This is a genomic window from Pseudomonas sp. LH1G9, from assembly GCF_002949975.1.
GTDB classification, from domain to species: Bacteria; Pseudomonadota; Gammaproteobacteria; order Pseudomonadales; family Pseudomonadaceae; genus Aquipseudomonas; species Aquipseudomonas veronii.
In genome coordinates this window covers 342,712-366,032 of the sequence record NZ_CP026880.1, presented here as the reverse complement: position 1 = coordinate 366,032, position 23,321 = coordinate 342,712, and the positions used below count along the sequence as shown (strand labels likewise).

Below are 23,321 nucleotides of genomic sequence, written 5' to 3'. Positions count from 1 at the left end.
AGCAACAGGTCCTCGACGGCTCAATAGGGACGGCCGGGCTAGAGTACGCCCTTAAACAGCCGTTTTAAAATGGTCTAACAGGGGTTTTTCGCAGAAAATAAAAGTGACTGACCAGTCTGCGACAGATGGTTGAGTGTCGACGTCACCTTCGCCGGAAAAGTTTATTGCTTGAATTCGAAATCCAGCGCCGCGCCTTCCACGTCACGCCGTTCTTCGTTGCGCAGTTGCAGCTTCATCTCATTGCTGAGCAGGCGACCGTTGATCTGGAATGCACTGTTGTCAGTCGGCTTTTCACCAAACATCGGCGGCAACAACGGTACGTTTTTCGGCGCCGGCATACTGCCGATGGGCTGCAGGTGCCTGACCATGTCGGAGGGCAGGGACAAATCCAACTGTGCCGGTGGCAAGTGGGTCTGGGCCACTTCGTGGGCGGACTTGGACGTGCTCGCAACCGGCGCGCGTTTTTTTGCCGATGCGTTTTTTTTGTTGGTCGCCGGGGCTTTTTTCGCCGGGGTCGGTTTTTTTGCGGGGGTTGTGTGCTCGGTAATCGCGGTCGGTGCGGGGTCCGCCACAGGCGTCGCCGCCAGCGTGACGCCGACGTGACTCAGGCTGAGCAGGCTAATCACTAAAACAGCGCGAAAAATAGAAGTCATATTGCCAACAGCATTAACGGCAGAAGGCCATATGCTCGCTTGTTGAAGGCAGCATGACAAGCGCGGTGATTGGCCAGCTATCAGAACTGGCTACTTGGCGAGCCTCACAAGCCGGCCGCTGTCTCCAGGCATAACTGACTGGCGAGCATCCCCAAAGTCATCAGCGCCCGCTCTGCCTCGCGATTCCACGGCGTGCCGCAGTTAAGACGAATACAGTGGTTGAACTGTTCCGTATTACTGAAGATCAACCCCGGTGCGATGCTGATGCCCTGCTGCAATGCACGCACGTGCAGTTCCTGGGTATTGACCCGCCCCGGCAAACTGACCCACAGGATAAAACCGCCGGTCGGACGGGTCATCTGGGTGCCTTCGGGAAAATACTGCTGAACCGCCAGTTGGAACGCGCTGAGGTTCTTACGGTACTCCTGGCGGATGTAACGCAGGTGCCGATCGTAACCGCCGTTCTCCAGGTACGCGGCGACGCCCATCTGGGTGACGCTGCACGCCGAATGGGTGCTGAACATCTGCAAACGCTGGATTTCCTGCTGATACTTGCCGGCGATCATCCAGCCGATACGCACGCCGGGTGACAGGGTTTTGGAAAAGCTCGAGCAATAAATCACGCGGTCGAGGCGATCGTAGGCTTTCAGGGCTTTGGTGCGCCCCAGTTCGAACATCAGTTCGCCGTAGATATCGTCTTCGACGATCTGGATATCGAAATCCGAGGCCAGGCGCAGCAAGTGTTTCTGCCGCTCCTCGGGCATGGTGCCGCCCAACGGATTGCTCAGGCGCGTGGTCAGCACCAGGGCTTTGATCGACCACTGGTTAGCGGCCAATTGCAGGGCTTCCAGGCTCATGCCGGTGGCGGGGTCGCTGGGGATTTCGATGACCTTGAGGCCCAGCAGATCCGCCAATTGCAGCAAGCCGTAATAGGTCGGCGACTCGGCGGCGATCAGGTCGCCCGGCCGCGTCAGCACCCGTAACGACATCTGCAGGGCATCGACGCAGCCGTGGGTGATCACCACTTCGGACGGGTCCACCACCACGCCGGCATCGCGCATGCGGATCGCCACCTGGCGGCGCAACGGCTCGAAGCCGGGGCTGAACATGTAGCTGAACGCCCGCGGGCTCTGGAAGCGCGTGACCTTGGCCAACTGCTGGTGCAGTGCGCGTACCGGCAAGTAATCCACACTCGGCACGGCCGCGCCCAGCGGGAATACGCCTTCGCGACGCGACTCCACCAACACTTGCTGAATGATGCTGCTGCGCGTCACCAACCCCGGGCGCTCGACCCGGGCGATATCCGGCGTCGGCGCCGTCAGCGCCGGTGTCTGGTGTACGTAATACCCGGACTGCGGCCGCGCGCGAATCAAGCCCTGATCTTCCAGGTTGGCGTAGGCCTGCAACACCGTGGCATGGCTGACGTTGAGCTGGGAGCTCATCTTGCGCACCGAAGGCACGCGCTCACCCGGTTGATAGACACCGCGCCGGATATCCTCAGCCAGTTGCTGGGCGATACGTTGGTAAAGCAACAGATTGGTCATGACGCAGCACTCGATTTCACGGCTATTTTATTTTTGTGTGAAACATACCGGCACAGTTTAGAAGTGTACGGGGACAGTTGCCACAATAGTCGAGCGCGAGCGGCAGTGATAGAAAAAACTGTAAGGGTGGCCTGAGGCGTTTCGGGCCCCCCCGAAAAAAATGTGGGAGGGGGCCCCCCTCCCATATTTTGCTTGCGCCAGGCTCCTAGCGGGCGGCGCCCAACTGGCCCTTCGCGTCGGAGAACACGATCTCTACCCGGCGGTTCTGCGCACGGCCGCGCTCGGAAGCATTGGCCTCCACCGGGTACTGGTCGCCATAGCCTTCGACCTGGATGCGCTTTTCGTCGATCCCCAGGTCCACCAGCACATCCGCCACCGATTGCGCGCGGTCGCGGGACAGTTGGAGGTTTTCCTGCTCGCCGCCGGTGCTGTCGGTGTAACCCTCGATACGCACGATGCGCTTTGGGTTCAGTTGCAGGAACTGGACGATTTTCAGCACGGTGCGGTTGGCCGAGTTTTTCAGTTCGGCTTCACCGGTGTCGAACAACACGTCGCCCAGGGTCATCACCAGGCCGCGATCGGTCTGGGTGGTGGCCAGGCTGGCGATCTGTTCCTCGAGCCATTTGCCCTGCTGTTGCACGCTGACCAGCTTGCTCTCGCGCAGGGCCAGTTGCAGGCGCTGGCGTTCCAGTTCGAGTTTGGCACCACGTTCCTGATTGAGCGCCTGCTCGGTGTGTTCGCGGGCGATCGCGCTGTAGCGCTGGCTGAGGTAGGCGTAATGCACCACGTCGGCACCGCTGCCCCAATAGCTGGACAAGCGATCGGCACGGGCCAGGGACTCTCCGGCGCGGATCACGTCCTTGGGCGCGAAGCGCAGCACGTTGGCGTCTTCCTTGACCTTCTGGAAGTCGCTACCCGCCTGTTGCAGGGCCTGCTCGCCATTCGGGTGGCTGGCGCAACCGCCCAGGGCCGCGCTGCCCAGCAGCACGACGCAACTCAAACCACGGATCATCGGGCTCATTGGGCTTCTCCCAGCTGCAATTGCTTGCGCAGGCGGGTGATACGGGTATTGAGCACGTTCAGTTGTTCCTGGCTCTTGCGGGTCAACACTTGGGCTTCGGCGAGACGCGCATCCAGCTCGGCCTGTTCGGCCCGCATGCGCGCGTTCTTGTAGGACTGGTCGGCCATATCAGCCTGAGCCTGGGCGAATTTACCTTCAGCCAGTTTCAGTTCGGACGATTCATCGGAGTTGGCACCCACGGCGTTGGCTTGTTCCAACGCTTGCTGGGTGAGGCGTATTTGTTCATTCGGCGCAGGATCGGCTGCACATCCCGCCAGAGCAACGACGGCGAGGGCCGCTAAAAAAGGTCGAAAAATCACTGAAAATCCCTACTTTGTTGGGGTGCCGACGGGTTGTTGCAATTGCGCTTTCCAGCGCTCCAGATTGCGCTGCAGCGCAGCTTGCGCCACACCAGACCCGGACAATTCTGTCATCTTTTTCGCCAGCTGTCCGCGCAGCCAGGGGTCATTGCACGCGGAGTTGTGGGAAATCGCCAGGTACAGGCCAGGCTGATCGACGGGCACGTCGCGGGCGAACAGGTCATTGCTCATGCCCAGGGTCTCGGCCATGGCCATGCCGGAGTAACGCCCGGCGAGTACGTAGTCCACTTCCCCCAGCAGCAGTTTCTGAAACGCTGGAGTCAAGGTGGGCAGGCGTTGCAGGGTCAATTGCTGGGCGGCGAAGGTTTCAAAGTCGTGGCTCAACCGCGCCCGTTCCGACACCGCGCCCTGATGGCCGTGCAGGTCGGCGGCCGTGGCATAGGCCAGCGCCGAGTCCTTGCGGGTCCAGACCAGATAGTCGATCTGCACCAGCGCCGGGTGGAGGTAGTCGAGGGTTTCCAGCTCGCCGATATTCAACGGCGCATCGGCCAGCAGATCCATGCGCCCGCTGCGCACTTCATCCAAGGCCTGGGAACGCTTGCCGCCATAGAGCAGGTCGATTTTCAGCCCGAGGTCCTGGGCCACTTGCTGCAACATGTCGGCGGTGGCGCCGATCAAGTGCGTGGGGTCCTGTGGATCGCGCCAGAGCAAAGGCGGAGCGTCCGGGCTGCCGGTAGCCACCAGGCGCTCGCATTTGCCGGCCGCCATCGACAGGGTCGGTAGCAACAGTGTGAAACCCAGCAGTGTGGCCCAGGGGCGCAATTCCATGGCAAGGTGCTCCGATAATAAAAAGCCCGGTCAAAAGACCGGGCTCTTTATAAGTGAAGCGACTGGATTAGACCAGCTTCTCCAATTCAGGTACGGCTTCGAACAAGTCCGCCACCAGGCCGTAATCAGCCACCTGGAAGATCGGTGCTTCTTCGTCCTTGTTGATCGCCACGATCACCTTGGAGTCTTTCATGCCGGCCAAATGCTGGATCGCGCCGGAGATACCGACGGCGATGTACAGCTGTGGCGCAACGATCTTGCCGGTCTGGCCGACCTGCATGTCGTTGGGCACGAAACCTGCGTCGACCGCAGCGCGGGAAGCGCCGACGGCAGCGCCCAGCTTGTCGGCCAGGGCGTACAGGTGCTTGAAGTTGTCGCCGTTCTGCATGCCACGCCCGCCGGAAACGACGATCTTGGCAGCGGTCAGCTCAGGACGATCCGACTTGGCCAGCTCTTCGCCGACGAAGCTGGAAATACCCGCGTCGTGGGCCGCGGAGACGGCTTCAACGGCGGCCGAACCGCCTTCGGCGGCAACCGGGTCGAAACCGGTGGCGCGCACGGTGATGACCTTGACCGCGGCGGTCGATTGCACGGTGGCAATGGCGTTGCCGGCGTAGATCGGACGCTTGAAGGTGTCGGCGCTTTCGACCGAGATGATCTCGGAGATCTGGTCAACGTCCAGTTGCGCGGCAACCCGCGGCAGGATGTTTTTGCCGTTGGAGGTGGCAGCGGCCAGGATGTGGCTGTAGCCAGCACCCAGCTCGGCGACCAGAGGCGCGACGTTTTCCGGCAGTTGGTGAGCGTAAGCGGCGTTGTCGGCCAGCAGTACTTTGCTCACGCCAGCGACTTTCGCCGCGGCTTCAGCCACGGCGCCAGCGCCCTGACCTGCAACCAGCACGTGGATGTCACCACCGATTTTCGCCGCGGCGGCCACGGTGTTCAGGGTGGCCGGAGCCAGTACCTTGTTGTCGTGTTCAGCGATTACCAAGATAGTCATGATTAGATTACCTTCGCTTCGTTTTTCAGTTTCTCGACCAGTTCAGCCACCGACTTGACCTTGATGCCCGCGCTGCGTGCAGCCGGCGCTTCGACTTTGACGGTCTTGTTGGTAGAGGCGGTGGAAACGCCCAAAGCATCCGGAGTCAGCACTTCGAGAGGCTTCTTCTTGGCTTTCATGATGTTTGGCAGAGACGCGTAGCGCGGCTCGTTCAAACGCAGGTCGGTGGTGACGATGGCCGGCAGTTTCAACGAAACCGTCTGCGCGCCGCCGTCGATTTCGCGGGTCACGGCAACGCTGTCGCCGCTCACTTCGACTTTCGAGGCGAAGGTGCCCTGGCCGTAACCGGTCAGTGCAGCCAGCATCTGGCCAGTCTGGTTGTTGTCGCTGTCGATGGCCTGTTTGCCGAGGATCACCAGCGATGGCTGTTCCTTGTCGACAACGGCTTTGAGCAACTTGGCCACGGCCAGGGAGGTCAGTTCTTCAGCGGACTCGACCAGGATGGCGCGATCGGCGCCCAGGGCCAGGGCGGTACGCAGCTGCTCTTGAGCAGTGGTCGGGCCGATGGTAACCACGACGATTTCAGTCGCCACGCCTTTCTCTTTCAGGCGCACGGCTTCTTCCACGGCGATTTCGCAGAAAGGGTTCATCGACATCTTGACGTTAGCGAGGTCGACGCCGGAATTGTCCGCCTTGACGCGAACTTTCACGTTGTAATCGACAACGCGTTTGACAGCTACAAGAACCTTCATGGATTCCTCGTTACTCTCCGGTGAAAAGAAAGTCGCCTAGGCGAACCTGGCGGTTGATGCTCATCGGCACACAAGGGCACCTTCAAAACCTTCGGCAAGTGACGCAGCGATGGAGAGTGATGACCGTTCGTCAGTGGTGACTGGGAGGTCATTCATGATCGCGACGTGTAAACTGCGCGCCAGCATTGGGCACGCGTCACTCTTTTTCGCCTTCGCCTGTCTTTAAAGGTGCTCTTGAAACCTACAGTCAGCCTACGGCGAGCGCAAAACCGACCGTATCTTGACCGGAACGCCTATTCTGGTCAATACGGCAAAATGGCCAGTCATAAGCCCCGTTGCTTTGATTTACCTAGCTTCCAAGCAATTCAAACAAACGTTTGTATTGGACGCTGAGAGTGGTGTAGATATAATGCGCCACCTAGAGAGAAAGGTGGTCATCCGCCTGCCCAGTGAACGCAGCGATGACGCTTACGACACCCAACCTCCACCCATTAGAAAAAAAGCCTGTGAGCCTGAGTAGGAGATAGCCTGTGGAACGCGAATACATGGAATTCGACGTGGTCATCGTCGGCGCTGGCCCGGCGGGCCTGTCTGCCGCCTGCCGACTGAAGCAGAAGGCCGCCGAAGCCGGTAAGGAAATCAGCGTCTGCGTGGTCGAGAAAGGCTCCGAGGTCGGCGCACATATCCTTTCCGGTGCCGTGTTCGAACCACGCGCCCTGAACGAACTGTTCCCGGACTGGAAAGAACTCGGCGCTCCGCTCAACACCCCGGTGGTGCGCGATGACATCTATGTGCTGCGCAGCGCCGACACCTCGACCAAGGTGCCTGACTTCTTTGTGCCCAAGACCATGCACAACGAAGGCAACTACATTATCTCCCTGGGCAACCTGTGCCGCTGGCTGGCCCAGCAGGCCGAGAACCTCGGCGTGGAAGTCTACCCAGGCTTCGCCGCGCAGGAAGCGCTGTTCGACGAAAACGGCGTGGTGCGCGGGATCATCACCGGCGACCTCGGCGTCGACCGCGAAGGCAAGCCGAAGGAAGGCGTCTACACCCCCGGCATGGAACTGCGCGGCAAGTACACGCTGTTCGCCGAAGGCTGCCGTGGCCATATCGGCAAGCAACTGATCCAGCGCTTCAAGCTGGACAGCGACGCCGACGCCCAGCACTACGGCATCGGCCTGAAGGAAATCTGGGAAATCGACCCAGCCAAGCATCAACCCGGCCTGGTGGTCCACACCGCCGGTTGGCCGCTGGACATCATGAGCAACGAGAACACCGGTGGCTCGTTCCTCTATCACCTGGAAAACAACCAGGTGGTGGTCGGCCTGATCGTCGACCTGTCCTACAGCAACACTTTCCTGTCGCCGTTCGATGAGTTCCAGCGCCTCAAGCATCACCCGGTGCTGGCCCAGTATCTGGAAGGTGGCAAGCGCGTCAGCTACGGCGCGCGCGCGCTGGCCAAGGGCGGCATCAACTCGTTGCCGAAGATGGTGTTCAAGGGCGGCGCATTGATCGGCTGTGACCTGGGCACCATGAACGTGGCCAAGATCAAAGGCAGCCACACCGCGATGAAGTCCGGCATGCTCGCCGCCGACGCCGTGGCCGAGCGCCTGTTGGCCGACGCCGAAGGCGGCGACGAGCTGACCAACTACGTCGACGCGTTCAAAGCCAGCTGGCTCTACGAAGAGCTGTTCGCCACCCGTAACTTCGGCCCGGCGATGCACAAGTTCGGCCCGATCATCGGTGCCGGCTTCAACTGGTTCGACCAGAACATCCTCGGCGGCAAGATGCCGTTCACCCTGCACGACACCAAGCCGGACTACGCCTGCCTCAAGCTGGCCAAGGACTGCCAGAAGATCGACTACCCCAAGCCCGACGGCAAGCTGAGCTTCGACAAACTGAGCTCGGTGTTCATCTCCGGCACCAACCACGAAGAAGAACAGCCGTGCCACTTGAAACTCAAAGACCCGAGCATCCCGATCGGCACCAACCTGCCGCTCTACGATGAACCGGCGCAGCGCTACTGCCCGGCCGGTGTGTATGAAGTGGTGACCAAGGAAGACGGCGAGAAGCGCTTCCAGATCAACGCCCAGAACTGCGTACACTGCAAGACCTGTGACATCAAAGACCCTTCGCAGAACATCACCTGGGTCACGCCGGAAGGCGCGGGTGGGCCGACTTACCCGAATATGTAAAAGGGTTGCATGACCCAGGAGGCTCCCAGATCGGGAGCCTTTTTTGTGGCTGGCATCAACTCAATGTGGGAGGGGGCTTGCCCCCGATAGCGGTGGAACAGTCAGCACATCGATGGCTGACCCACCGTCATCGGGGGCAAGCCCCCTCCCACATTTTTAATCCCGTTGAGCCAGGGAGAATCAGGCAGCGCGCTCTTCGCCCGGGTTGCGTTCGAAATAGCGCTTATATTCGCGGCTGAACTGCGACGTACTCTGATACCCCACCCGATGCGCCGCCTGTGCCACGCCCATGCCTTCCACCAGCAACAACTGCTGCGCCTTGAGCAAACGCAAACGCTTCAGATACTGCACCGGCGACAACAAGGTGCAGCGCTTGAAGTGTTCATGAAAGGTCGACGCACTCATGTGCGCGTAACCTGCCAACGTCTCGATATTCAGCGGCTCGGCGTAATGAGCATGCAGGTGATTCAACGAGGTGGCGATCCGCGAGAACTGCCCCTGCTGTTCCACCAACGCCCGCAACACATCGGCCTGGGGCCCGCGCAAGGCGGTGAAGAGTAATTCGCGCACACGCGCCGGGCCCATGATCCGGCTTTCCAACGGATCGTGCAGGCATTGCAACAGGCGCTCGACGCAACCGCGCATGGCGTCATCCAGCACCACCGAACTCATCGACTCCAAAGTCTGCGCCGTCGGCGGCGGCCCGGCCTGCATGCCCATGGCCATCACCAATTCGCCCAGCACCACCCGGTCAATGCCCACCGTCACCCCCAGCAGCGGTGCGTCGGGCGCCAGGGCGAACGTCTCGCACTCGAACGGCACCGGCATCGCCTGGATCAGGTAGTGCCCCGCGCCGTACTCCAGGGTACGCGGGCCCAGGTACGCGACTTTGCTGCCCTGGGCGACGAACATCAGGCTCGGCTCATAGATCTGCGGCCCGCGTGCGACGTCGCAACTGGCGCGCAGCACCTGCACGCCCGGCAGGTGGGTCGGGGAGAAACCGTCGCAGGGCGTCAGCCGCTCGATCAAGGAAACCAGGGTGGCGTTGGCGTCGAGATGGCGGGTCAACAACATGGCAAAAAACTTCGCGAATAAGGGATGAGAGCATCATCGCAGGTCTGGCGCGCCGTGCATCCAAACCAGGCGTACTGCCGGACGAATAGGCATGAGACTCGGAGCAATCGCCATGGCCGCCTCCGGGGTCGGCGCGGAAAATGGCCCACCTCACTTGTCACTGCTTCTGCGAGGTTCACTCATGTACACCGCTATCGGTTATGCCGCCCAGTCGGCCACCACTCCCCTCGCCCCCATGTCGTTTGAACGCCGCAGCCCGCGCGTCGATGACGTGGCGATCGAAATTCTGTACTGCGGCGTCTGCCACTCTGACATCCACCAGGCCCGCAACGAATGGGGCATCGCCGTGTACCCGCTGATGCCGGGCCATGAGATTGTCGGCAAAGTCACCGCCGTCGGCGCCAGCGTCACCGCGCATAAAGTCGGTGACCTGGTCGGCGTCGGCTGCATGGTCGACTCGTGCCGCCATTGCGACGCCTGCCAAGCGGACCTAGAGCAATACTGCCTCGAAGGCCCGACCATGACCTACGCCACCCCGGACCGTGTGGACGGCAGCAACACCATGGGCGGCTACTCCGACAGCATCGTGGTCAGCGAACACTTTGTGGTGAAGATCCCGGCCAAGCTCGACCTGGCCAGCGCCGCACCGCTCCTCTGCGCCGGCATCACCACCTACTCGCCACTCAAGCACTACGGTGTGAAGGCCGGCGATAAAGTCGGGATTCTCGGCATGGGCGGCCTGGGCCATATGGGCATCAAGTTCGCCAAGGCGATGGGCGCCGAAGTCACGCTGTTCACCCGCTCCGCGAGCAAGGCCGAGGAAGGCCGCCGCCAGGGCGCGGATCATGTGATCGTGTCCACCGACGCCGCGCAAATGCACGCCGCCGCCGGGCACTTCGACTTCCTGCTGGACACCATCCCGGTGCAGCACGACCTGAACCCCTACCTCGATGTGCTGCGCTTTGACGGCGTGCATATCCTCGTTGGCCTGATCGAGCCGGTGGACCCGCCCGTCAACGCCGCCAAGCTGGTGCTGGGGCGTAAAATGCTCGCCGGTTCGCTGATCGGCGGCATCGCCGAAACCCAGGAAGTCCTGGATTTCTGCGCCGAGCATGGCATCACCTGCGACATCGAAATGCTCGACATCCGTCAGATCAACGAGGCGTTCACGCGCATGATCGCCGGCGATGTGAAGTACCGCTTTGTCATCGACATGGCGACCTTGAAGGCCTGATCAGGCCTTCGCGCCCAACTCCGCGGACAGCCGCGCCGCAACCTGTTTGATCACAGGAATCAGCTCGGCCATTTTCTCCAGCGGCATGTAGGGCACGGTACTGGCGATGCTGATGCCGGCGACGATTCGCCGGCTGGCATCGCGCACCGGTGCCGCCACGCAGCGGATCGACGGTTCGTTGTCTTCCAGGTCGAACGCATACCCGCCCAGCACATACTCATGCATGCGCTGCTCGAACTGCGCCCACGATTGCTCGGGGTGTTGCGGCCACTGCAGGTGTTTCCCTGCCGCCGGCTGGCTGACTTCGTACAGGCGCTGCCACTCTTCGACGCTGTCATCCAACAGCAGCGCCTTGCCGATGCCGGTCCGCGCCAGCGGCATGCGATGGCCGACCCGCGAGCGCATTTCCGGACCGTTGCGCCCGGGGTTCTTGTGCAGGTAGAGCACGTCGTCGTCTTCGCGAATCGCCAGGTGGATGGTGTCACCGGTCAGCGCCGACAACTCATCCAGGTACGGCACCGCCAGGGTCACCAACGGCAACTCTTCGCGCGCCTGAAACCCCAGCTCGATCAGCTTCGGCCCCAGCAGGTAACCGACTTGCGGCACCACGCGCAGGTAGCGCTCCTCCACCAGGCAACTGGCCAGGCGGTGCGTGGTGCTGCGGGTGGTGCCGATGCGCCGGGCGATCTCTTTCAGATCCCGCGCACCGGCCGCCACCGCCTGCACCACGCCCAAGCCACGCAGCAAGGTCTGGGTGCCAGTGGGGGCGGCGTCTTTGACGGGGGTGTGGGCGGTTTCCTGCATATCGGGCCTATGTGGTGGTACGAAAACGAGCGGCATTATGGCAAATACCGAACCTCAATACAGTTGAGATCCAAATGTGGGAGGGGGCTTGCCCTCGATAGCGGTGTGCCAGTCTGCACATCTGTTACTGATAGACCGCCATCGGGGGCAAGCCCCCTCCCACACTTAGATCTTCACATGGCATGAATTCAGCGTTGTTTCATGCGATCGATCACCACCGCCAGCAGCAGGATCGAGCCGCGGATCACGTACTGGTAGAAGGTGTCAATGTTCTTCAGGTTCATCGCATTCTCGATGATCGCCAGGATCAGCACCCCGGCGATCACATGGCGGATCATGCCGATGCCGCCGCTGAGCGACACCCCGCCCAGCACGCAAGCGGAAATCACCGTCAGCTCGAAGCCCTGGCCGATCATCGGCTGGCCCGAGGTCATGCGTGACGCGAGGATCACCCCGGCCAACGCACCGATCAGGCCATGCACGGCAAAGATCAGGATCTTCGTGCGGTCCACGTTGACCCCGGCCAACAGCGCGGCTTCCGGGTTGCCGCCGATGGCCATGGTGTTGCGCCCGTAGGTGGTGTAGTTGAGCAGCCAGCCGAAGAACACAAAGCAGACGATGGTGATCAGGATCGGCACCGGCACGCCCAATAACTGGCCGTTGCCGAACACGAAGAACTGATCCTGGGACACTCCTACCGCCTTGCCGTCGGCAAAGATATAGGCCAGGCCGCGCACGATCTGCATGGTCGCCAAGGTGGTGATCAGCGCATTGACCCGCAGCTTGGCGATGACGATGCCGTTGATCAGCCCGACGATCAGGCCCATCAGCAGCGCCGCGCCGATGCCCAGCATGACGCTGTCGGTGTCGCGCATCACAATCGCGGCCACCACCCCGGCGCAGGCGATCACCGAACCCACCGACAAGTCGAAGTGCCCCGACGCCAGGCAGAACAGCATGGTGCAGGCGGCGATGCCCACGGTGGAAATCGCCAGGCCCAGCCCGCGCATGTTCAGCGGCGAGAGGAAGTTGTCGATCAGCAAGGCACACAGCAGGAAAATCGCCAGCGCCGCGAGCAGCATCGCCCAGTTGTCGAGCAGCGCGCGCAGGTCCACGGGTTTGCGTGCCGTCGGCAACGCGTTGTGTTGGGTCGTCATAGTCGTCTCTCAGTTCGCCAGGCCACGCGGCAAGGCCAGTTGCAGCAAGTTGGATTCAGTGGCGTGTTCGCGCCGTTGTTCGCCGCGCAAAGCGCCTTCACACAGCACCAGAATGCGATCGGAAACCCCCATCACCTCCATCAAGTCGCTGGACACCACAATCACCGCGATGCCGCTCGCCGCCAGGTCATGGATGATCTGGTAGATCTCCGACTTGGCGCCGATGTCGATGCCCCGCGTCGGCTCGTCCAGCAGCAGCACCTTCATCGGCATCGACAGCCAGCGGCCGAGAATGGCCTTCTGCTGATTGCCGCCGGACAGGTACATGATTTTCTGCGCGGCGCTCGGCGTCTTGACCTTCATCCCGCGGATTTGCTGCTCGGCGTTGCCCTGCTCCCAGCCCTCGCGCAGCAGCCAGCCGAACCGGGAATGGGCGCCGCGTGCGCTGATGTTGATGTTCTCGGCCACACTGCCCAGCGGGATGATGCCCTCCTTCTTGCGGTCCTCCGGGCACAGCAGCACGCCAGCGGCGATGGCGTCGCGCGGCGAGCGCAATTGCAGCGCTTGCCCGCACAATTCCAACTGCCCCGCCGTGGCGCGCTGCAAGCCGCTGAGCAGGCGAAACAACTCGGTGCGCCCGGCGCCGACCAAGCCGAACAGGCCGAGGATCTCGCCCTTGCGCACCTCAAAGCTGACCGGTTCGCGCAAGCCCGGGCCGAGCAAACCGTCGACCTTGAGCGCCACCTCGCCGTGCTCGCGCGGCCGATAGTCGTAAATGTCCTGGATATCGCGACCGACCATGCAGGTGACCAACTGGTCGTGACTCAGCGCACGCATGTCGTCGAAGGTACGCACGTAGCGGCCGTCCTTGAACACCGTGACCGCGTCGCAGATGCGGAACACTTCTTCCATGCGATGGGACACGTACAGCACCACTTTGCCCTCGTCGCGCAGGCGCGTGATGATCGCCATCAGCCGGTCGATCTCACGGGCCGACAGGCTGCTGGTCGGTTCATCGAAGGCAATCACATGCGCGCCACGCGACAGCGCCTTGGCGATTTCCACCAGTTGGCGCTGGCCCAGGGACAGGCGCCCAAGCTTTTCCTGCGGGTCGATTTCATCGGCCAGGCCCTTGAGGCACGCCAGCGCCCGCTGGCGCAGTTGGCTGCGGTTGACCACGCCGAAACGCGCCGGCAAATGCCCGAGGAACAGGTTCTCGGCGACGCTCATTTCCGGCACCAGATGCAGCTCCTGGTGGATCACCGCGACGCCGCTGGCAATGCTGTCGGCCGCGCATTTGAAGGCCATGGTCTGCGCGCCGATCTGCACGCTGCCGCTGCTCGGGATGTAGGCGCCGCCGAGGATCTTCAGCAGCGTCGACTTGCCCGCGCCGTTCTCACCCATCAACGCGTGGACCTGCCCCGGGTGGGCGGTGAAACTGATGCTGTCCAGCGCCTTGACCCCGGGGAAGGTTTTGCCGATGCCGTCAAAGCGCAGTGCCGCTGCGGTCATTTCCACAGCCCGATCTTGGTCAGTTCTTCCTGGAAGTTGGCGCGGGTGATCAGCGTCACTTCGTCCATCGCGGTGTACTTCGGCGGTTCCTTACCGGTGGTGACCCACTCGTACATCATCAGCGCGGTGTTGTAGCCCTCGATGTGCGGGCTGGGCAGCATCGAACCGAAGAAGCCGCTGTTGGCTTTCTTCAACTCGCCAATGGCGTCGGTGCCGTTGATGCCGATGCCGATCACGTTGGCGGCTTTGAAGCCGGCGCTTTCGGTGGCGCGCACGCCGCCGAGCACGGTGTTGTCGTTCATGCCGCCGATGATCAGGTTTTTCGCGCCGCTGGGCAGCTTGACCAGCGCCGAGTTGGTGGCGTCCATGCTGCCGGGCACGTCGAGGGTCTTGAGCGCGGCGGTGAGGATATGGTCTTTGGGGATGCCGGCTTCTTCGAGGGATTTGATCGAACCGTCGGTGCGTTTTTTACCGGTGTCGAGTTCGTTGAAGGTGTTGATCACCGCGTAGGTATCCTTCCAATCCCAACCACGTTTCTTCGCCTCGGCGGCCATCGCCGCGCCTTGCTTCTGGCCGACTTCGAACGCGGCCATGCCCAGGTACGGCACGTCTTCCATGAAATTGCCCTTGGCGTCGACGAAGCGATCATCCACGGCCATGACTTTCAAGCCGTTGACCTTGGCCTTGGCGACAATGGCCGGGCCGAGGGACACGTCCGGCGGGCAGATCACAAAACCCTTGGCGCCGTTGGCGGCCAGGCTGTCGATGGCCGAGAGGGTCTTCTCGCCGTCGGGCACGGCGATCTTGATCACAGTGAAACCATGTTCCTTGCCGGCTTTTTCGGCGAAGGCCCATTCGGTCTGGAACCAGGGTTCTTCGGCTTGTTTGACCAAAAAGCCGATCTTCACTTCTTCGGCAACGGCCAGGCTGCTGAAGCCGCTTAACGCAATGGCGGCGGCGAGTACGCGGAGTGTTTTTTTCATGAACGGCACCTCTTGTTGTTATTGGAGAGTGACAAGTTCTAGTCGTGGTACATCACCGACCGTCCGCCATCGATCATCAGGCAGGTGGCGTTGATAAAGGGCGCCTCATCGGTGGCCAGAAACAGCGCGCTCATCGCCACCTCCACAGGCTGGCCGATGCGCTTGGGCGGGTGCAGGTCGAGCGCGCGCTGGCGCTCGGCGTGGGGGTCGGGGAAAGTGTTCCAGTAGTCGACGTTGAGTTGGGTTTCGATATAACCCGGGGCGATGGCATTTACGCGGATGCCCTTGGGCGCGTATTCGATGCCGAGGGCGCGGGTCAGGCCGAGCAGGCCGTGTTTGGCGACGGGGTAGGGAAAACAGCCGGGAATGATGTGGCTGGAATGGGTCGAGGCGATGTTGATGATGTTGCCGATGCCCTGCTCGATCATGTGCGGCAACACCGTGCGGCAGCCATACCAGGCGCCGTCGAGGTCGATGGCGAAGCAGCGCCGCCAGTCTTCGTCGGTCATCTGCAACGGGTCGCGGAACACGTTGACCCCGGCGCAGTTGACCAGCACATCGACACGGCCGAAGCGCTCGATGGCCAGGTTGACCAGCGCCTGCCATTGCGCCTGGGACGTGATGTCGACCGGTTGCGCGTAGATCTCGGCGCCGCGTTCGCGCCAGTGGGCGGCGACTTGCTCGACCTTTTCGCCCTGGATATCGGCGATCACCAAACGTGCCTGCTGCGCCTGGAAGCAGGCCACGATCGCCTCGCCAATGCCTTGGGCCGCGCCGGTGACGATCACCACCTTGTGCTTGAGCCGCTCGCCATAAGTCGGTTCGGGCACGGCGGGGAGTGACAGAGGTTGTGCCTGCATCGCTTCACCTGTTTTATTTTTGGTAGTGAGTGCTGATGCAGCCGACTATAAACCCAGACCTTGAAATATCTCAATATATAAATTTACATCCCATATAGTGAGAACACATATAAAAAAACCGGCGTCGGGACGCCGGTTTTCACCGGGTACTTGATCAGCCCTGGGCGAAATCCCGCAGCGCATCGCCCTCCATGCGGTAGCGCACCCACTCTTCCTGGGGCTGGGCGCCGATGGATTTGTAGAAGGCAATCGCCGGTTCGTTCCAATCCAGCACGCTCCATTCGAATCGCCCGCAACCGTTGTCGCAGGCGATCTTCGCCAGGTGGCGCAGCAACTTCTTGCCGGCCCCGCCACCGCGTTGCTCGGGGTTGATGTAGAGGTCTTCGAGGTACAGACAGTTGCTGCCCAGCCAGGTGGAATAGCTGAAAAAGAACACCGCGAAGCCGATGGGCAAACCGTCGCGCAGGCAGATCAGCCCATGGGCGGTGGCGCCCTCGCTGAACAGGCTGCGCTCGATATCCGCCACACTGGCGATCACTTCATGACGGGCTTTTTCAAACTCGGCCAACTCGGTGATGAAAGTCAGGATCTGCGCAGCATCGCTGGGCACGGCGGGGCGAATCTCGATGGTCATGGGCGCGCCTTGGGCAAATTCAAAGGCCACATACTAAGACGGTTTGATGACAGATTGCAGTGCAATTTCGGGATCGCCAAGCCACCTTACTCCGTTGCGGGCTAAAGCAAGCACCAGCAACCACAGAACAATCCGCCCTGACACGCATGGTAGAACGTGGCCATAACTCCAACGATTCCAAGGCGTGCTCATGAACTCCACACCTCCGGTGGGCGGAAAACTATTCGCCCTGTTTTGCCTTGCCAGCTTCCTGTTGTCCTTGTCCTACGGCTCGACGTTTCTGCTGTCGTTGCTGATTCACTCGCGCGGTGGGAATGAGCATGACGCCGGCAGTGTGATTTCCACGGCGATGCTCAGTACCTTCGTCGCGGTAGTGCTCTCCGGGCATTTGGCCGATGCATTGGGCGCGGCACGGGCGATTGCGGGAATGGGCGTGTTGCTGGTGGTGGCCTGCCTCGGTTTTGCCCTGACACCGGGGTTTGGCCAAGGCTTGATGCTGTTCGGGCTGGCCCTCGGCTTGGGTTGGGGCGTGTTCTACACGCTGGGCCCGATCATCGTGACCTTACTGGTCGAGCCCAGGCAGCGGGCCAAGTATTTTGCGCTGCTGTCGGGCAGCATGTTGAGCGGGATCGGTTCCGGGCCCTTGCTCGGACGAGCCACCAGTGCGCTGGACCTGCCCCTGACGACCGCCTTCTATATCGCTGGGACGGCCAGCCTCGTTGGGGTGCTGATGTTCTGGCGACTGGGCGCACAACTCAAGCACCATGCGAATGCACCGACGTCGAGGATTTCCCTGGCTGCCAGCCGCCGGGTGCTGTCGTCCAGGGCGGCGTTCGCCATCCTCATGGTCGGCCTGGGCGGTTGCGTGTTTGGCGGGCTTTCATCGTTCCAGACCAGCTACGCGGCCGCGCATGGTTTGGATTATTCGCTGTTCTTCGCGGGGTTCCTGAGCGCCGCGATCACCAGCCGTCTGTTGATCGCCGGCTTCGTGGTCAAGCGTGATGCCTACCGGGCCGCCTGTGTGTTGTCCGGGATCATGCTCGGCTCGATTGCACTGTTTGCTTTTGGTGTGAGCGGTAACCTCAGCTACCTGCTGGCGGCTGCCACGCTGGGGGTGGGTTACGGCCTGACGTACTCGGTGATCAATGGGCTGGTCGCCCACGAAGCGCCGTCCGGCACGACGTCCCAGGCGTTGCTGCTGTTCAGCCTGGCGTATTTTGTCGGCGTCTTCGGGTTTCCCTGGCTGGCGGGCAGGATCATCGTCGACTACGGCCTGTCGACATTGATGATGGGCGTACTGGCCATCGCTGCACTGAACTGGATGATCACCGTGGCACGCCTGATAGCGCGCCAGTTCGCGGCGCACAAAACCTTACAGGTGTCCTGATACCGCTCGTCGGCATCCAGGCACGAACCCCACATGAGGGCTGACCAATAAAGGGTAAGGACATTAACCCTAATGGAGACACCCTCATGAAGCATTCCAAGTGTGCTGCCCTCGCCTTCACGGCGCTGCTGTCCGCTGCGTCGCTGAGCGCTTTGGCCGCGTCCTCGTCCACCGGCAAGACCGATCCGGTCGGCACCCCGCCGAGCCCGGCGACCCAGGAATCCCAGGACTCGATGGGCACCGGCCTCGACACCAATGGTGGCGCGATCATCGACAACGGCGCCGACCCGCGCACCCGAGGCAACGACACCCAGCGCCAGACACCCGCCGCCGTCGGTAACGGCAAGATGGGCCCGGGGGTCAATCAGCCCGGTATCAACAAGGGCGACGACTCGAACATCCCTGGCGCACCGAAACAGCCTGCGCCGTGAAGCATCGAAATAGCGGGTTAGTCGGCGCCAGCCTATGAGTCAGGGCAAGCCCTAGCGCCTATGCGGGGCTTATCCAGCGAGGAATGCGTCGACTTCCGCGGCGCCGGGAGCCGTCGCCGGCCCCCAGCGCGTCACCGCCAGGGCCGCCGCCGCATTGGCACGGCGCGCCGCGTCGAGCGGTATCAAACCATTGGCCAAACCGGCGATGAACACGCCGGCGTGGGCGTCTCCGGCGCCATTGCTGTCGACCGCCTGCACCTTGAAGCCGGGCACAGGCTCAAGCGCATTCGCCCGCCCGACCCAGCAACCGTTCGGCCCATCGCGCACCACCCGCAGTGTGTCGGCGGGCAGATACCGGTTGAGCTTGATCAGCGCCTCGGCCATATCCGCCGCGCCGGTGAACGCCAGGACTTCCGGGCCGTTGCTGGTCCAGATGTCGATACGCGGCAGCAGCGCGCGCATCAACGCCGAGTCGGGCGCCTGGACCAGCGGGCCCGGGTCGAACACCACCGTAATCGCCCGTGGCAGCGCCAGTAGCCAGTCGATCAGCGCCTGGGCCTTGCCGTCGAGAAGCAGGCTGTAGCCACTCACGTACACGTAGTCATCGGCACGTGGCGCGACGTTGGCCAAGTCCTCGGCGCTCAGCTCGCCCTCGGCGCCCAGATGGGAGATGAAGGTGCGCTCGCTGCTGGCTTCGGTCAGCGCCACGCACAGGCCGGTGTCCTTGCCGGCGCTGGCGGGCAGCGCGATGTCGATGCCTTCGGCGTGCATCGCCGCACGGGCCAGGTCGCCGAAACGGCCGCTGCCGTGGCGCCCCAGATAGACCACCGGCAAGCCGTTGCGCCGCGCCGCTGCCATCACATTAAAACCGCCGCCGGCTTCGAAACGGGCCGATTGCGCCAGCACGTCGCCGCCGCTCGCCGGCAATTGATCGAGGGCCATGACTAGGTCGACGATGACCTGGCCGGTGTGCAGCAACCTAGGCATTGGCACGCTCGACCAATGCCGGACGCCGGTCAGCCGCGCCGCCGAGCAATGCATATATCCCGCCGGCCACCACGAAAGTCACGATCCAGCCCAGGCCGTTGTGGCCCAGCCAGGAATCGGACAACGGCCCGGCGAACCAGATGTTGTCGGCGGTGGTGCCGATGGTAGTGAAACTGAACCCCAGCCCGATCGCCACGGCCCACGCCCCCAACGCGCGCCATTCCACGCCGCCGCGATACCAGTAGGCGCTGCTTGGGCTGACGTTCAGCAGGTCGTCGGGGCTGTAGTAATGACGGTGAATCAGGTCGACCACGAAGATCCCCACCCATGCGGTGATCGGCACCGCCAGCAACGAGATGAAGGTGATGAACGGGCCGTAGAAACTGTCGGCGATCAGCATGAAGTAGATCGAACCGGCGAAGATCGCCACGATATCGACGATCACCGCGTACACGCGCTTGACCTTCAAACCGAGGGTCAAGGTAGTGAGGCCGGCCGAATACACCGACAGGTTATTCGACAGCAACAGCCCGCCAAACGCGGTGATCAGGTACGGCACGGCCATCCAGGTGGGCAGCATGTCGCGGATCGCGACGATCGGGTCGGTCGCCGCCGCCAGGTCGTTGTTGCCCACCGACAGCAGGCCGCCGAGGGTGATCAGCAGCACCAGTGGAATGCCCGCGCCAAACGCGGCAGACGCCACCAGGCGCACGGCCGTGACGCTGCGGTGTTGGTAGCGCGACATGTCGGCGCCGGCGTTGGCCCAGCCGATCCCGGTGCCGGCGGCCATGGTGCCGATGCCGATGAGCATCGCGCTCAAGGGCGCCGGGGTGGCGTTGAACACCGCGCTCCAGTCGATGGTGGCGCAGAGGAAGCCGCCGACCAGGAGATTCAAGGCGCCGAACACGTAGGTCGCCCACTTCTGGATCACCAGCAAAGTCGCATGGCCCAGGCCGGAAACGGCCAGGGTCAGCAGTACGAAAATGGCGATGAACAGCAGCGTCAGCAGCGGCGCACTTTTCGCCGCGACCGGGGTGTGGAACAGCAGCGTACACAACGACAGCAGCACGAACGCAGCGGTGGTGGTGTTGACGGTCTCCCAACCGAGCCGCGACATCAGCGACACCAACGTCGGCCCGATATTGCCGCGCACGCCGAAGATGGCGCGGGACAGCGTCAGGCTCGGCGCCCGCCCGCGCCGCCCGGCGATCGAGATAATGCCCACCACCGCGAAGGAGCCGGCGGCACCGAGGATGGCGACGATGACCGCCTGCCAGATGGCCAGGCCGCGAAACGCAACCAGGGTGGCGCCCAGCGGCAACCCCAGGATGCTGATGTTCGCGGCGAACCACACCCAGAACAGTTGCAGCGGATGGCCGTGGCACTCGCCTTCGGGGACCGGTTCGATGCCGCGCGTTTCCAAGCGCCCGGCGCTTGGGCCGGAAGTGGACGTACTCATGTGCGGGTGCTCCTGGTGCCAGTATTGTTAGGGTTGTGGCAAATTCGCAAATCGCAATGTTGACTCGGTCAGTGCGCGAGCGCGCTGGCCGGTGGCGCCTGGCGCAAGCTGAGCAGGCCTTCAACCAACGGCTGCAACGCCAGCCCGTTGACCCGCTGGACCTGTTCGATCATCGCCGCCGGCCAGCATTGCATCCCCAGGCACGCGCCCAGCATCGCGCCGAGGATCGCGGCGATGGTGTCGGTGTCGCCGCCCAGGCTGGCGGCCACGCACAAGGCCTCGAAGGCGTTCATCTCGCCCACCGCCACTTGCTGCGCGAGGGCGAACGACACCACCACCGATTCCTGGGAAGCGACCGAGGTACCAATCAATTCATAGAGCAGGTCGGCGAACAGCGCCTTGTCGCCACTGGCGACGCTCAAGGTCCGCGCCCAACCGATGCGCGTGGCAATACGGCCGCCGGCCACCCAGTGTCCATGGCGTTCGGCCTGCTGGGCGATCTGGCTGCCGATGTTCAGCGCTGCGCCCAGGTCCGCGCCGTTGATCCCGGCCGAGACCACTGCCGCCACTGCCGCGGCGCTGGAGATGCCCAGGCTGGTGTTGTGGGTCACCTGGCACGCCTGGATCACCGCACGGATGAACGGCGCGGGGTCGCTGACATCGGCGGCAATCCCCACCGGCGCGATACGCATCGCCGCACCGTTGGTGGTGCCGTAGCGCCCGGACTCTTCAGGCGTATGCCCGGCGAGGATCATGTCGATGGCGCGCTTGGTCGACGGGCCCAGCAGGTCCTGGGAGCCTTTGGCGCGCATTCGCGCTTCCCAGTCGATCAGGCGTCGCGCAAGTACGCTCGGCTCGATCGTGCCCTGGCCTTCCACCAGCAACTCGCCGACGAGGATCGCCTGCTCGGTGTCATCGGTGATGGAGCCGGCGGGCATGTTCGGTGCGATGGGTTGGTCGGCGTCGGCATCTTCCAGGCCGGTGATGGCACCGAAGCGCGCCCGGACCTGCTCGCGGCTCAAAGACTGGGTGGGCATGCCCAGGGCATCGCCCAACGCCAGACCATAGAAGGCGCCGAGGGCACGATTGTGCGCGCTCATTTCGTCGCGCCAAACTGCAAGTGCAGACGAAAATGCAGCGGGTCGAGCAGACTCTCCACGTATTCCATGAAGCGTTCGCGCCGGTCGTAAGTGGTGCGCGACGCCTTGAGAAACACCGTGCCCACCGGGCGCTCGAGCAGCTCGGCGTCTTCATCGGTCAGAGGCTCGGCGCCGATCCATTGATCGCCTTCGGCGCCGACGTAACCGTAGGCGGCCAGGGTGATGGTCAGGGAGTTGTCGATCAACCCGACCCGGGGCAAGCCTTCCAGGCCTCCGGAGGCCGGCATCAGCGAGCGCTCCAAAGACACGGCGCGGCCATCGGCGGCGCGGCGGCGACGGTCGAGGGCGATGAATTGGTCGCTGCCGAAGCGGCTGAACAGGTCCGGGCGGGTCACGGCTTCGAAGCGCAGGATGTCGGTGCTGACCAGGGCGCCGGTGTCGGCCAGGGCCTGGGCCCAGCCATTGCGTTGGTCGAGCACCATGCCGTCATAGGTGACGATGGAGCCGACGCCGCCCTGGGTGGCGATGTAGTTGCGGCGCTTGAGCTCGGCCAGGGCTTCGCGCAGCGTGCCGCGACTGACCGCAAACTCTTCGGCCAGTTGATGCTCACCCGGCAGCAGGAAACCATCGGCCATCACCCCACCTTCGATACGGCGGATGAGTTCGTCGACGACGCGTTTTTTCTTATCGAATCGGACATGTCTAATCATGTACAAATTGATAACCGAAAGCAGCCGTTTACAGCAAGCGAATTATTTCAGGGAGAGGAAAAAAAACCTTCTCAGGGCTCCAGGCCAATCGGGAAGAACGTCCCGCCGCTCCACACGCCGAGCCAGTTCTGACCGTCGATCGGACGGCTCACCGCCAGCTCGACCAATTGGTAGAACACATTGCGATGCACCAGGGCTTCGAGGTTGGCGCGCACGCGCAGATAGGGCGAAGGCTCCTCGGTGTCGGGGTCGATCACCACCCGCAGCGGGTGTTCAAGATCGGCCTCGACCTGCTCGTCGACTTGCGTGGTGAAGCGCAGCCGCTGGCTTTCGCCCTGCCCTTCGACTTCGAGGGTGACCGCGACAAACGGCGCATCCTCGACGGTGATGCCGACCTTTTCCACGGGGGTGACCAGAAAGTACTCATCGCCATCGCGGCGGATGATGTTGGAGAACAACTTGACCATCGGCTTGCGCCCGATCGGCGTGCCCTGGTAATACCAAGTGCCGTCGCGGGCAATGTGCATGTCGATGTTGCCGCAGAAGTCCGGGTTCCACAGATGCACCGGCGCCGGCCCCTTGCCCTTGGGCAGTTGGGCCAATAGATCATTGGCCTTGGCGGAATCGGTCATGGGCTTCT

Annotated in this window: 23 protein-coding genes; 4 read left to right on the top strand and 19 right to left on the bottom strand. The window is 62.7% G+C overall.

Annotated features, from left to right (window positions below):
- Positions 1-161 precede the first annotated feature (161 nt).
- The 7 genes from C5F70_RS01785 to C5F70_RS01755 form a co-directional block, all read right to left on the bottom strand.
- The gene (locus C5F70_RS01785; RefSeq protein ID WP_104902628.1) at positions 162-653 is read right to left on the bottom strand and encodes a translation initiation factor 2; all 492 of its coding nucleotides are present in this window, start codon (positions 651-653) and stop codon (positions 162-164) included.
- Positions 654-757: 104 nt separating this feature from the next.
- Positions 758-2,197 (bottom strand): PLP-dependent aminotransferase family protein, encoded by a 1,440-nt coding sequence (locus C5F70_RS01780; RefSeq protein WP_017848515.1) that lies wholly within the window; start codon positions 2,195-2,197, stop codon positions 758-760.
- A gap of 205 nt (positions 2,198-2,402) precedes the next feature.
- Positions 2,403-3,218: an OmpA family protein gene (locus C5F70_RS01775; RefSeq protein ID WP_046489324.1), complete on the bottom strand. Its 816-nt coding sequence runs from the start codon at positions 3,216-3,218 to the stop codon at positions 2,403-2,405.
- The gene (locus C5F70_RS01770; RefSeq protein WP_046382390.1) at positions 3,215-3,577 is read right to left on the bottom strand and encodes a DUF4398 domain-containing protein; all 363 of its coding nucleotides are present in this window, start codon (positions 3,575-3,577) and stop codon (positions 3,215-3,217) included. Before C5F70_RS01770 ends, C5F70_RS01775 begins: the two co-directional genes overlap by 4 nt.
- A 9-nt stretch (positions 3,578-3,586) precedes the next feature.
- On the bottom strand, positions 3,587-4,405 hold the full coding sequence (locus C5F70_RS01765) for an ABC transporter substrate-binding protein (protein WP_104902627.1): 819 nt from the start codon (positions 4,403-4,405) through the stop codon (positions 3,587-3,589).
- A gap of 67 nt (positions 4,406-4,472) precedes the next feature.
- A complete protein-coding gene (locus C5F70_RS01760) occupies positions 4,473-5,402 on the bottom strand; it encodes an electron transfer flavoprotein subunit alpha/FixB family protein (protein ID WP_017848519.1) in 930 nt (309 codons plus the stop codon).
- Between the two features lie 2 nt (positions 5,403-5,404).
- The gene (locus C5F70_RS01755) at positions 5,405-6,154 is read right to left on the bottom strand and encodes an electron transfer flavoprotein subunit beta/FixA family protein (protein WP_017848520.1); all 750 of its coding nucleotides are present in this window, start codon (positions 6,152-6,154) and stop codon (positions 5,405-5,407) included.
- A gap of 530 nt (positions 6,155-6,684) precedes the next feature.
- On the opposite strand from C5F70_RS01755, the gene C5F70_RS01750 reads away from it, so the two are divergent.
- On the top strand, positions 6,685-8,349 hold the full coding sequence (locus tag C5F70_RS01750) for an electron transfer flavoprotein-ubiquinone oxidoreductase (RefSeq protein WP_017848521.1): 1,665 nt from the start codon (positions 6,685-6,687) through the stop codon (positions 8,347-8,349).
- 180 nt (positions 8,350-8,529) lie between these two features.
- On the opposite strand, the gene C5F70_RS01745 is transcribed toward C5F70_RS01750, so the two are convergent.
- Entirely contained in the window at positions 8,530-9,423 is an 894-nt protein-coding gene (locus C5F70_RS01745) for an AraC family transcriptional regulator (RefSeq protein WP_017848522.1), read from the bottom strand.
- 181 nt (positions 9,424-9,604) lie between these two features.
- Between C5F70_RS01745 and C5F70_RS01740 the strand changes: the two genes are divergently transcribed.
- Positions 9,605-10,657, top strand: coding sequence for an NAD(P)-dependent alcohol dehydrogenase (locus C5F70_RS01740; RefSeq protein ID WP_104902626.1), 1,053 nt, complete (start codon positions 9,605-9,607; stop codon positions 10,655-10,657).
- On the opposite strand, the gene C5F70_RS01735 is transcribed toward C5F70_RS01740, so the two are convergent.
- From C5F70_RS01735 to C5F70_RS01710, 6 genes are all read right to left on the bottom strand, one after another.
- Positions 10,658-11,461, bottom strand: a complete 804-nt coding sequence (locus C5F70_RS01735) for an IclR family transcriptional regulator (protein WP_046489321.1) — start codon at positions 11,459-11,461, stop codon at positions 10,658-10,660.
- Positions 11,462-11,649: 188 nt separating this feature from the next.
- Positions 11,650-12,618, bottom strand: coding sequence for an L-arabinose ABC transporter permease AraH (gene araH / locus C5F70_RS01730; protein ID WP_046489319.1), 969 nt, complete (start codon positions 12,616-12,618; stop codon positions 11,650-11,652).
- A gap of 9 nt (positions 12,619-12,627) precedes the next feature.
- A complete protein-coding gene (gene araG, locus C5F70_RS01725) occupies positions 12,628-14,130 on the bottom strand; it encodes an L-arabinose ABC transporter ATP-binding protein AraG (RefSeq protein ID WP_046489317.1) in 1,503 nt (500 codons plus the stop codon).
- Positions 14,127-15,113, bottom strand: coding sequence for a substrate-binding domain-containing protein (locus tag C5F70_RS01720; protein ID WP_104902625.1), 987 nt, complete (start codon positions 15,111-15,113; stop codon positions 14,127-14,129). Before C5F70_RS01720 ends, araG begins: the two co-directional genes overlap by 4 nt.
- 38 nt (positions 15,114-15,151) lie before the next feature.
- Positions 15,152-15,973, bottom strand: a complete 822-nt coding sequence (locus C5F70_RS01715; protein ID WP_104902624.1) for an SDR family oxidoreductase — start codon at positions 15,971-15,973, stop codon at positions 15,152-15,154.
- A 154-nt stretch (positions 15,974-16,127) separates the two neighbouring features.
- A complete protein-coding gene (locus C5F70_RS01710; RefSeq protein ID WP_057005494.1) occupies positions 16,128-16,607 on the bottom strand; it encodes a GNAT family N-acetyltransferase in 480 nt (159 codons plus the stop codon).
- A gap of 190 nt (positions 16,608-16,797) precedes the next feature.
- On the opposite strand from C5F70_RS01710, the gene C5F70_RS01705 reads away from it, so the two are divergent.
- Complete coding sequence (locus C5F70_RS01705; RefSeq protein WP_104902623.1) at positions 16,798-17,994, top strand: MFS transporter; 1,197 nt, start codon at positions 16,798-16,800, stop codon at positions 17,992-17,994.
- An 86-nt stretch (positions 17,995-18,080) separates the two neighbouring features.
- Positions 18,081-18,425 carry a hypothetical protein gene (locus C5F70_RS01700; RefSeq protein ID WP_046382380.1) on the top strand — a complete coding sequence of 115 codons (345 nt, stop codon included), beginning with the start codon at positions 18,081-18,083 and terminating at the stop codon, positions 18,423-18,425.
- 69 nt (positions 18,426-18,494) lie between these two features.
- Here the strand turns inward: C5F70_RS01700 and C5F70_RS01695 are convergent, their stop codons facing one another.
- The 5 genes from C5F70_RS01695 to C5F70_RS01675 form a co-directional block, all read right to left on the bottom strand.
- Positions 18,495-19,412 (bottom strand): PfkB family carbohydrate kinase, encoded by a 918-nt coding sequence (locus C5F70_RS01695; RefSeq protein ID WP_104902622.1) that lies wholly within the window; start codon positions 19,410-19,412, stop codon positions 18,495-18,497.
- Positions 19,405-20,871: a cytosine permease gene (locus C5F70_RS01690; RefSeq protein ID WP_046489304.1), complete on the bottom strand. Its 1,467-nt coding sequence runs from the start codon at positions 20,869-20,871 to the stop codon at positions 19,405-19,407. Before C5F70_RS01690 ends, C5F70_RS01695 begins: the two co-directional genes overlap by 8 nt.
- Positions 20,872-20,939: 68 nt before the next feature.
- A complete protein-coding gene (locus C5F70_RS01685; RefSeq protein ID WP_104902621.1) occupies positions 20,940-21,971 on the bottom strand; it encodes an ADP-ribosylglycohydrolase family protein in 1,032 nt (343 codons plus the stop codon).
- Positions 21,968-22,681: a GntR family transcriptional regulator gene (locus tag C5F70_RS01680; RefSeq protein WP_046382376.1), complete on the bottom strand. Its 714-nt coding sequence runs from the start codon at positions 22,679-22,681 to the stop codon at positions 21,968-21,970. The genes C5F70_RS01685 and C5F70_RS01680 overlap by 4 nt, the downstream gene beginning before the upstream one ends.
- Before the next feature lie 71 nt (positions 22,682-22,752).
- Positions 22,753-23,313, bottom strand: coding sequence for a DUF1285 domain-containing protein (locus tag C5F70_RS01675; protein ID WP_046489303.1), 561 nt, complete (start codon positions 23,311-23,313; stop codon positions 22,753-22,755).
- Between the last annotated feature and the right edge of the window lie 8 nt (positions 23,314-23,321).

Coding starts and splice junctions, on each gene's coding strand:
- C5F70_RS01785 (WP_104902628.1), bottom strand. CDS start 653: ATGACTTCTATTTTTCGCGCTGTTTTAGTGATTAGCCTGCTCAGCCTG.
- C5F70_RS01780 (WP_017848515.1), bottom strand. CDS start 2,197: ATGACCAATCTGTTGCTTTACCAACGTATCGCCCAGCAACTGGCTGAG.
- C5F70_RS01775 (WP_046489324.1), bottom strand. CDS start 3,218: ATGAGCCCGATGATCCGTGGTTTGAGTTGCGTCGTGCTGCTGGGCAGC.
- C5F70_RS01765 (WP_104902627.1), bottom strand. CDS start 4,405: ATGGAATTGCGCCCCTGGGCCACACTGCTGGGTTTCACACTGTTGCTA.
- C5F70_RS01760 (WP_017848519.1), bottom strand. CDS start 5,402: ATGACTATCTTGGTAATCGCTGAACACGACAACAAGGTACTGGCTCCG.
- C5F70_RS01755 (WP_017848520.1), bottom strand. CDS start 6,154: ATGAAGGTTCTTGTAGCTGTCAAACGCGTTGTCGATTACAACGTGAAA.
- C5F70_RS01745 (WP_017848522.1), bottom strand. CDS start 9,423: ATGTTGTTGACCCGCCATCTCGACGCCAACGCCACCCTGGTTTCCTTG.
- C5F70_RS01740 (WP_104902626.1), top strand. CDS start 9,605: ATGTACACCGCTATCGGTTATGCCGCCCAGTCGGCCACCACTCCCCTC.
- C5F70_RS01735 (WP_046489321.1), bottom strand. CDS start 11,461: ATGCAGGAAACCGCCCACACCCCCGTCAAAGACGCCGCCCCCACTGGC.
- araH (WP_046489319.1), bottom strand. CDS start 12,618: ATGACGACCCAACACAACGCGTTGCCGACGGCACGCAAACCCGTGGAC.
- araG (WP_046489317.1), bottom strand. CDS start 14,130: ATGACCGCAGCGGCACTGCGCTTTGACGGCATCGGCAAAACCTTCCCC.
- C5F70_RS01720 (WP_104902625.1), bottom strand. CDS start 15,113: ATGAAAAAAACACTCCGCGTACTCGCCGCCGCCATTGCGTTAAGCGGC.
- C5F70_RS01715 (WP_104902624.1), bottom strand. CDS start 15,973: ATGCAGGCACAACCTCTGTCACTCCCCGCCGTGCCCGAACCGACTTAT.
- C5F70_RS01710 (WP_057005494.1), bottom strand. CDS start 16,607: ATGACCATCGAGATTCGCCCCGCCGTGCCCAGCGATGCTGCGCAGATC.
- C5F70_RS01705 (WP_104902623.1), top strand. CDS start 16,798: ATGAACTCCACACCTCCGGTGGGCGGAAAACTATTCGCCCTGTTTTGC.
- C5F70_RS01700 (WP_046382380.1), top strand. CDS start 18,081: ATGAAGCATTCCAAGTGTGCTGCCCTCGCCTTCACGGCGCTGCTGTCC.
- C5F70_RS01695 (WP_104902622.1), bottom strand. CDS start 19,412: ATGCCTAGGTTGCTGCACACCGGCCAGGTCATCGTCGACCTAGTCATG.
- C5F70_RS01690 (WP_046489304.1), bottom strand. CDS start 20,871: ATGAGTACGTCCACTTCCGGCCCAAGCGCCGGGCGCTTGGAAACGCGC.
- C5F70_RS01685 (WP_104902621.1), bottom strand. CDS start 21,971: ATGAGCGCGCACAATCGTGCCCTCGGCGCCTTCTATGGTCTGGCGTTG.
- C5F70_RS01680 (WP_046382376.1), bottom strand. CDS start 22,681: ATGATTAGACATGTCCGATTCGATAAGAAAAAACGCGTCGTCGACGAA.
- C5F70_RS01675 (WP_046489303.1), bottom strand. CDS start 23,313: ATGACCGATTCCGCCAAGGCCAATGATCTATTGGCCCAACTGCCCAAG.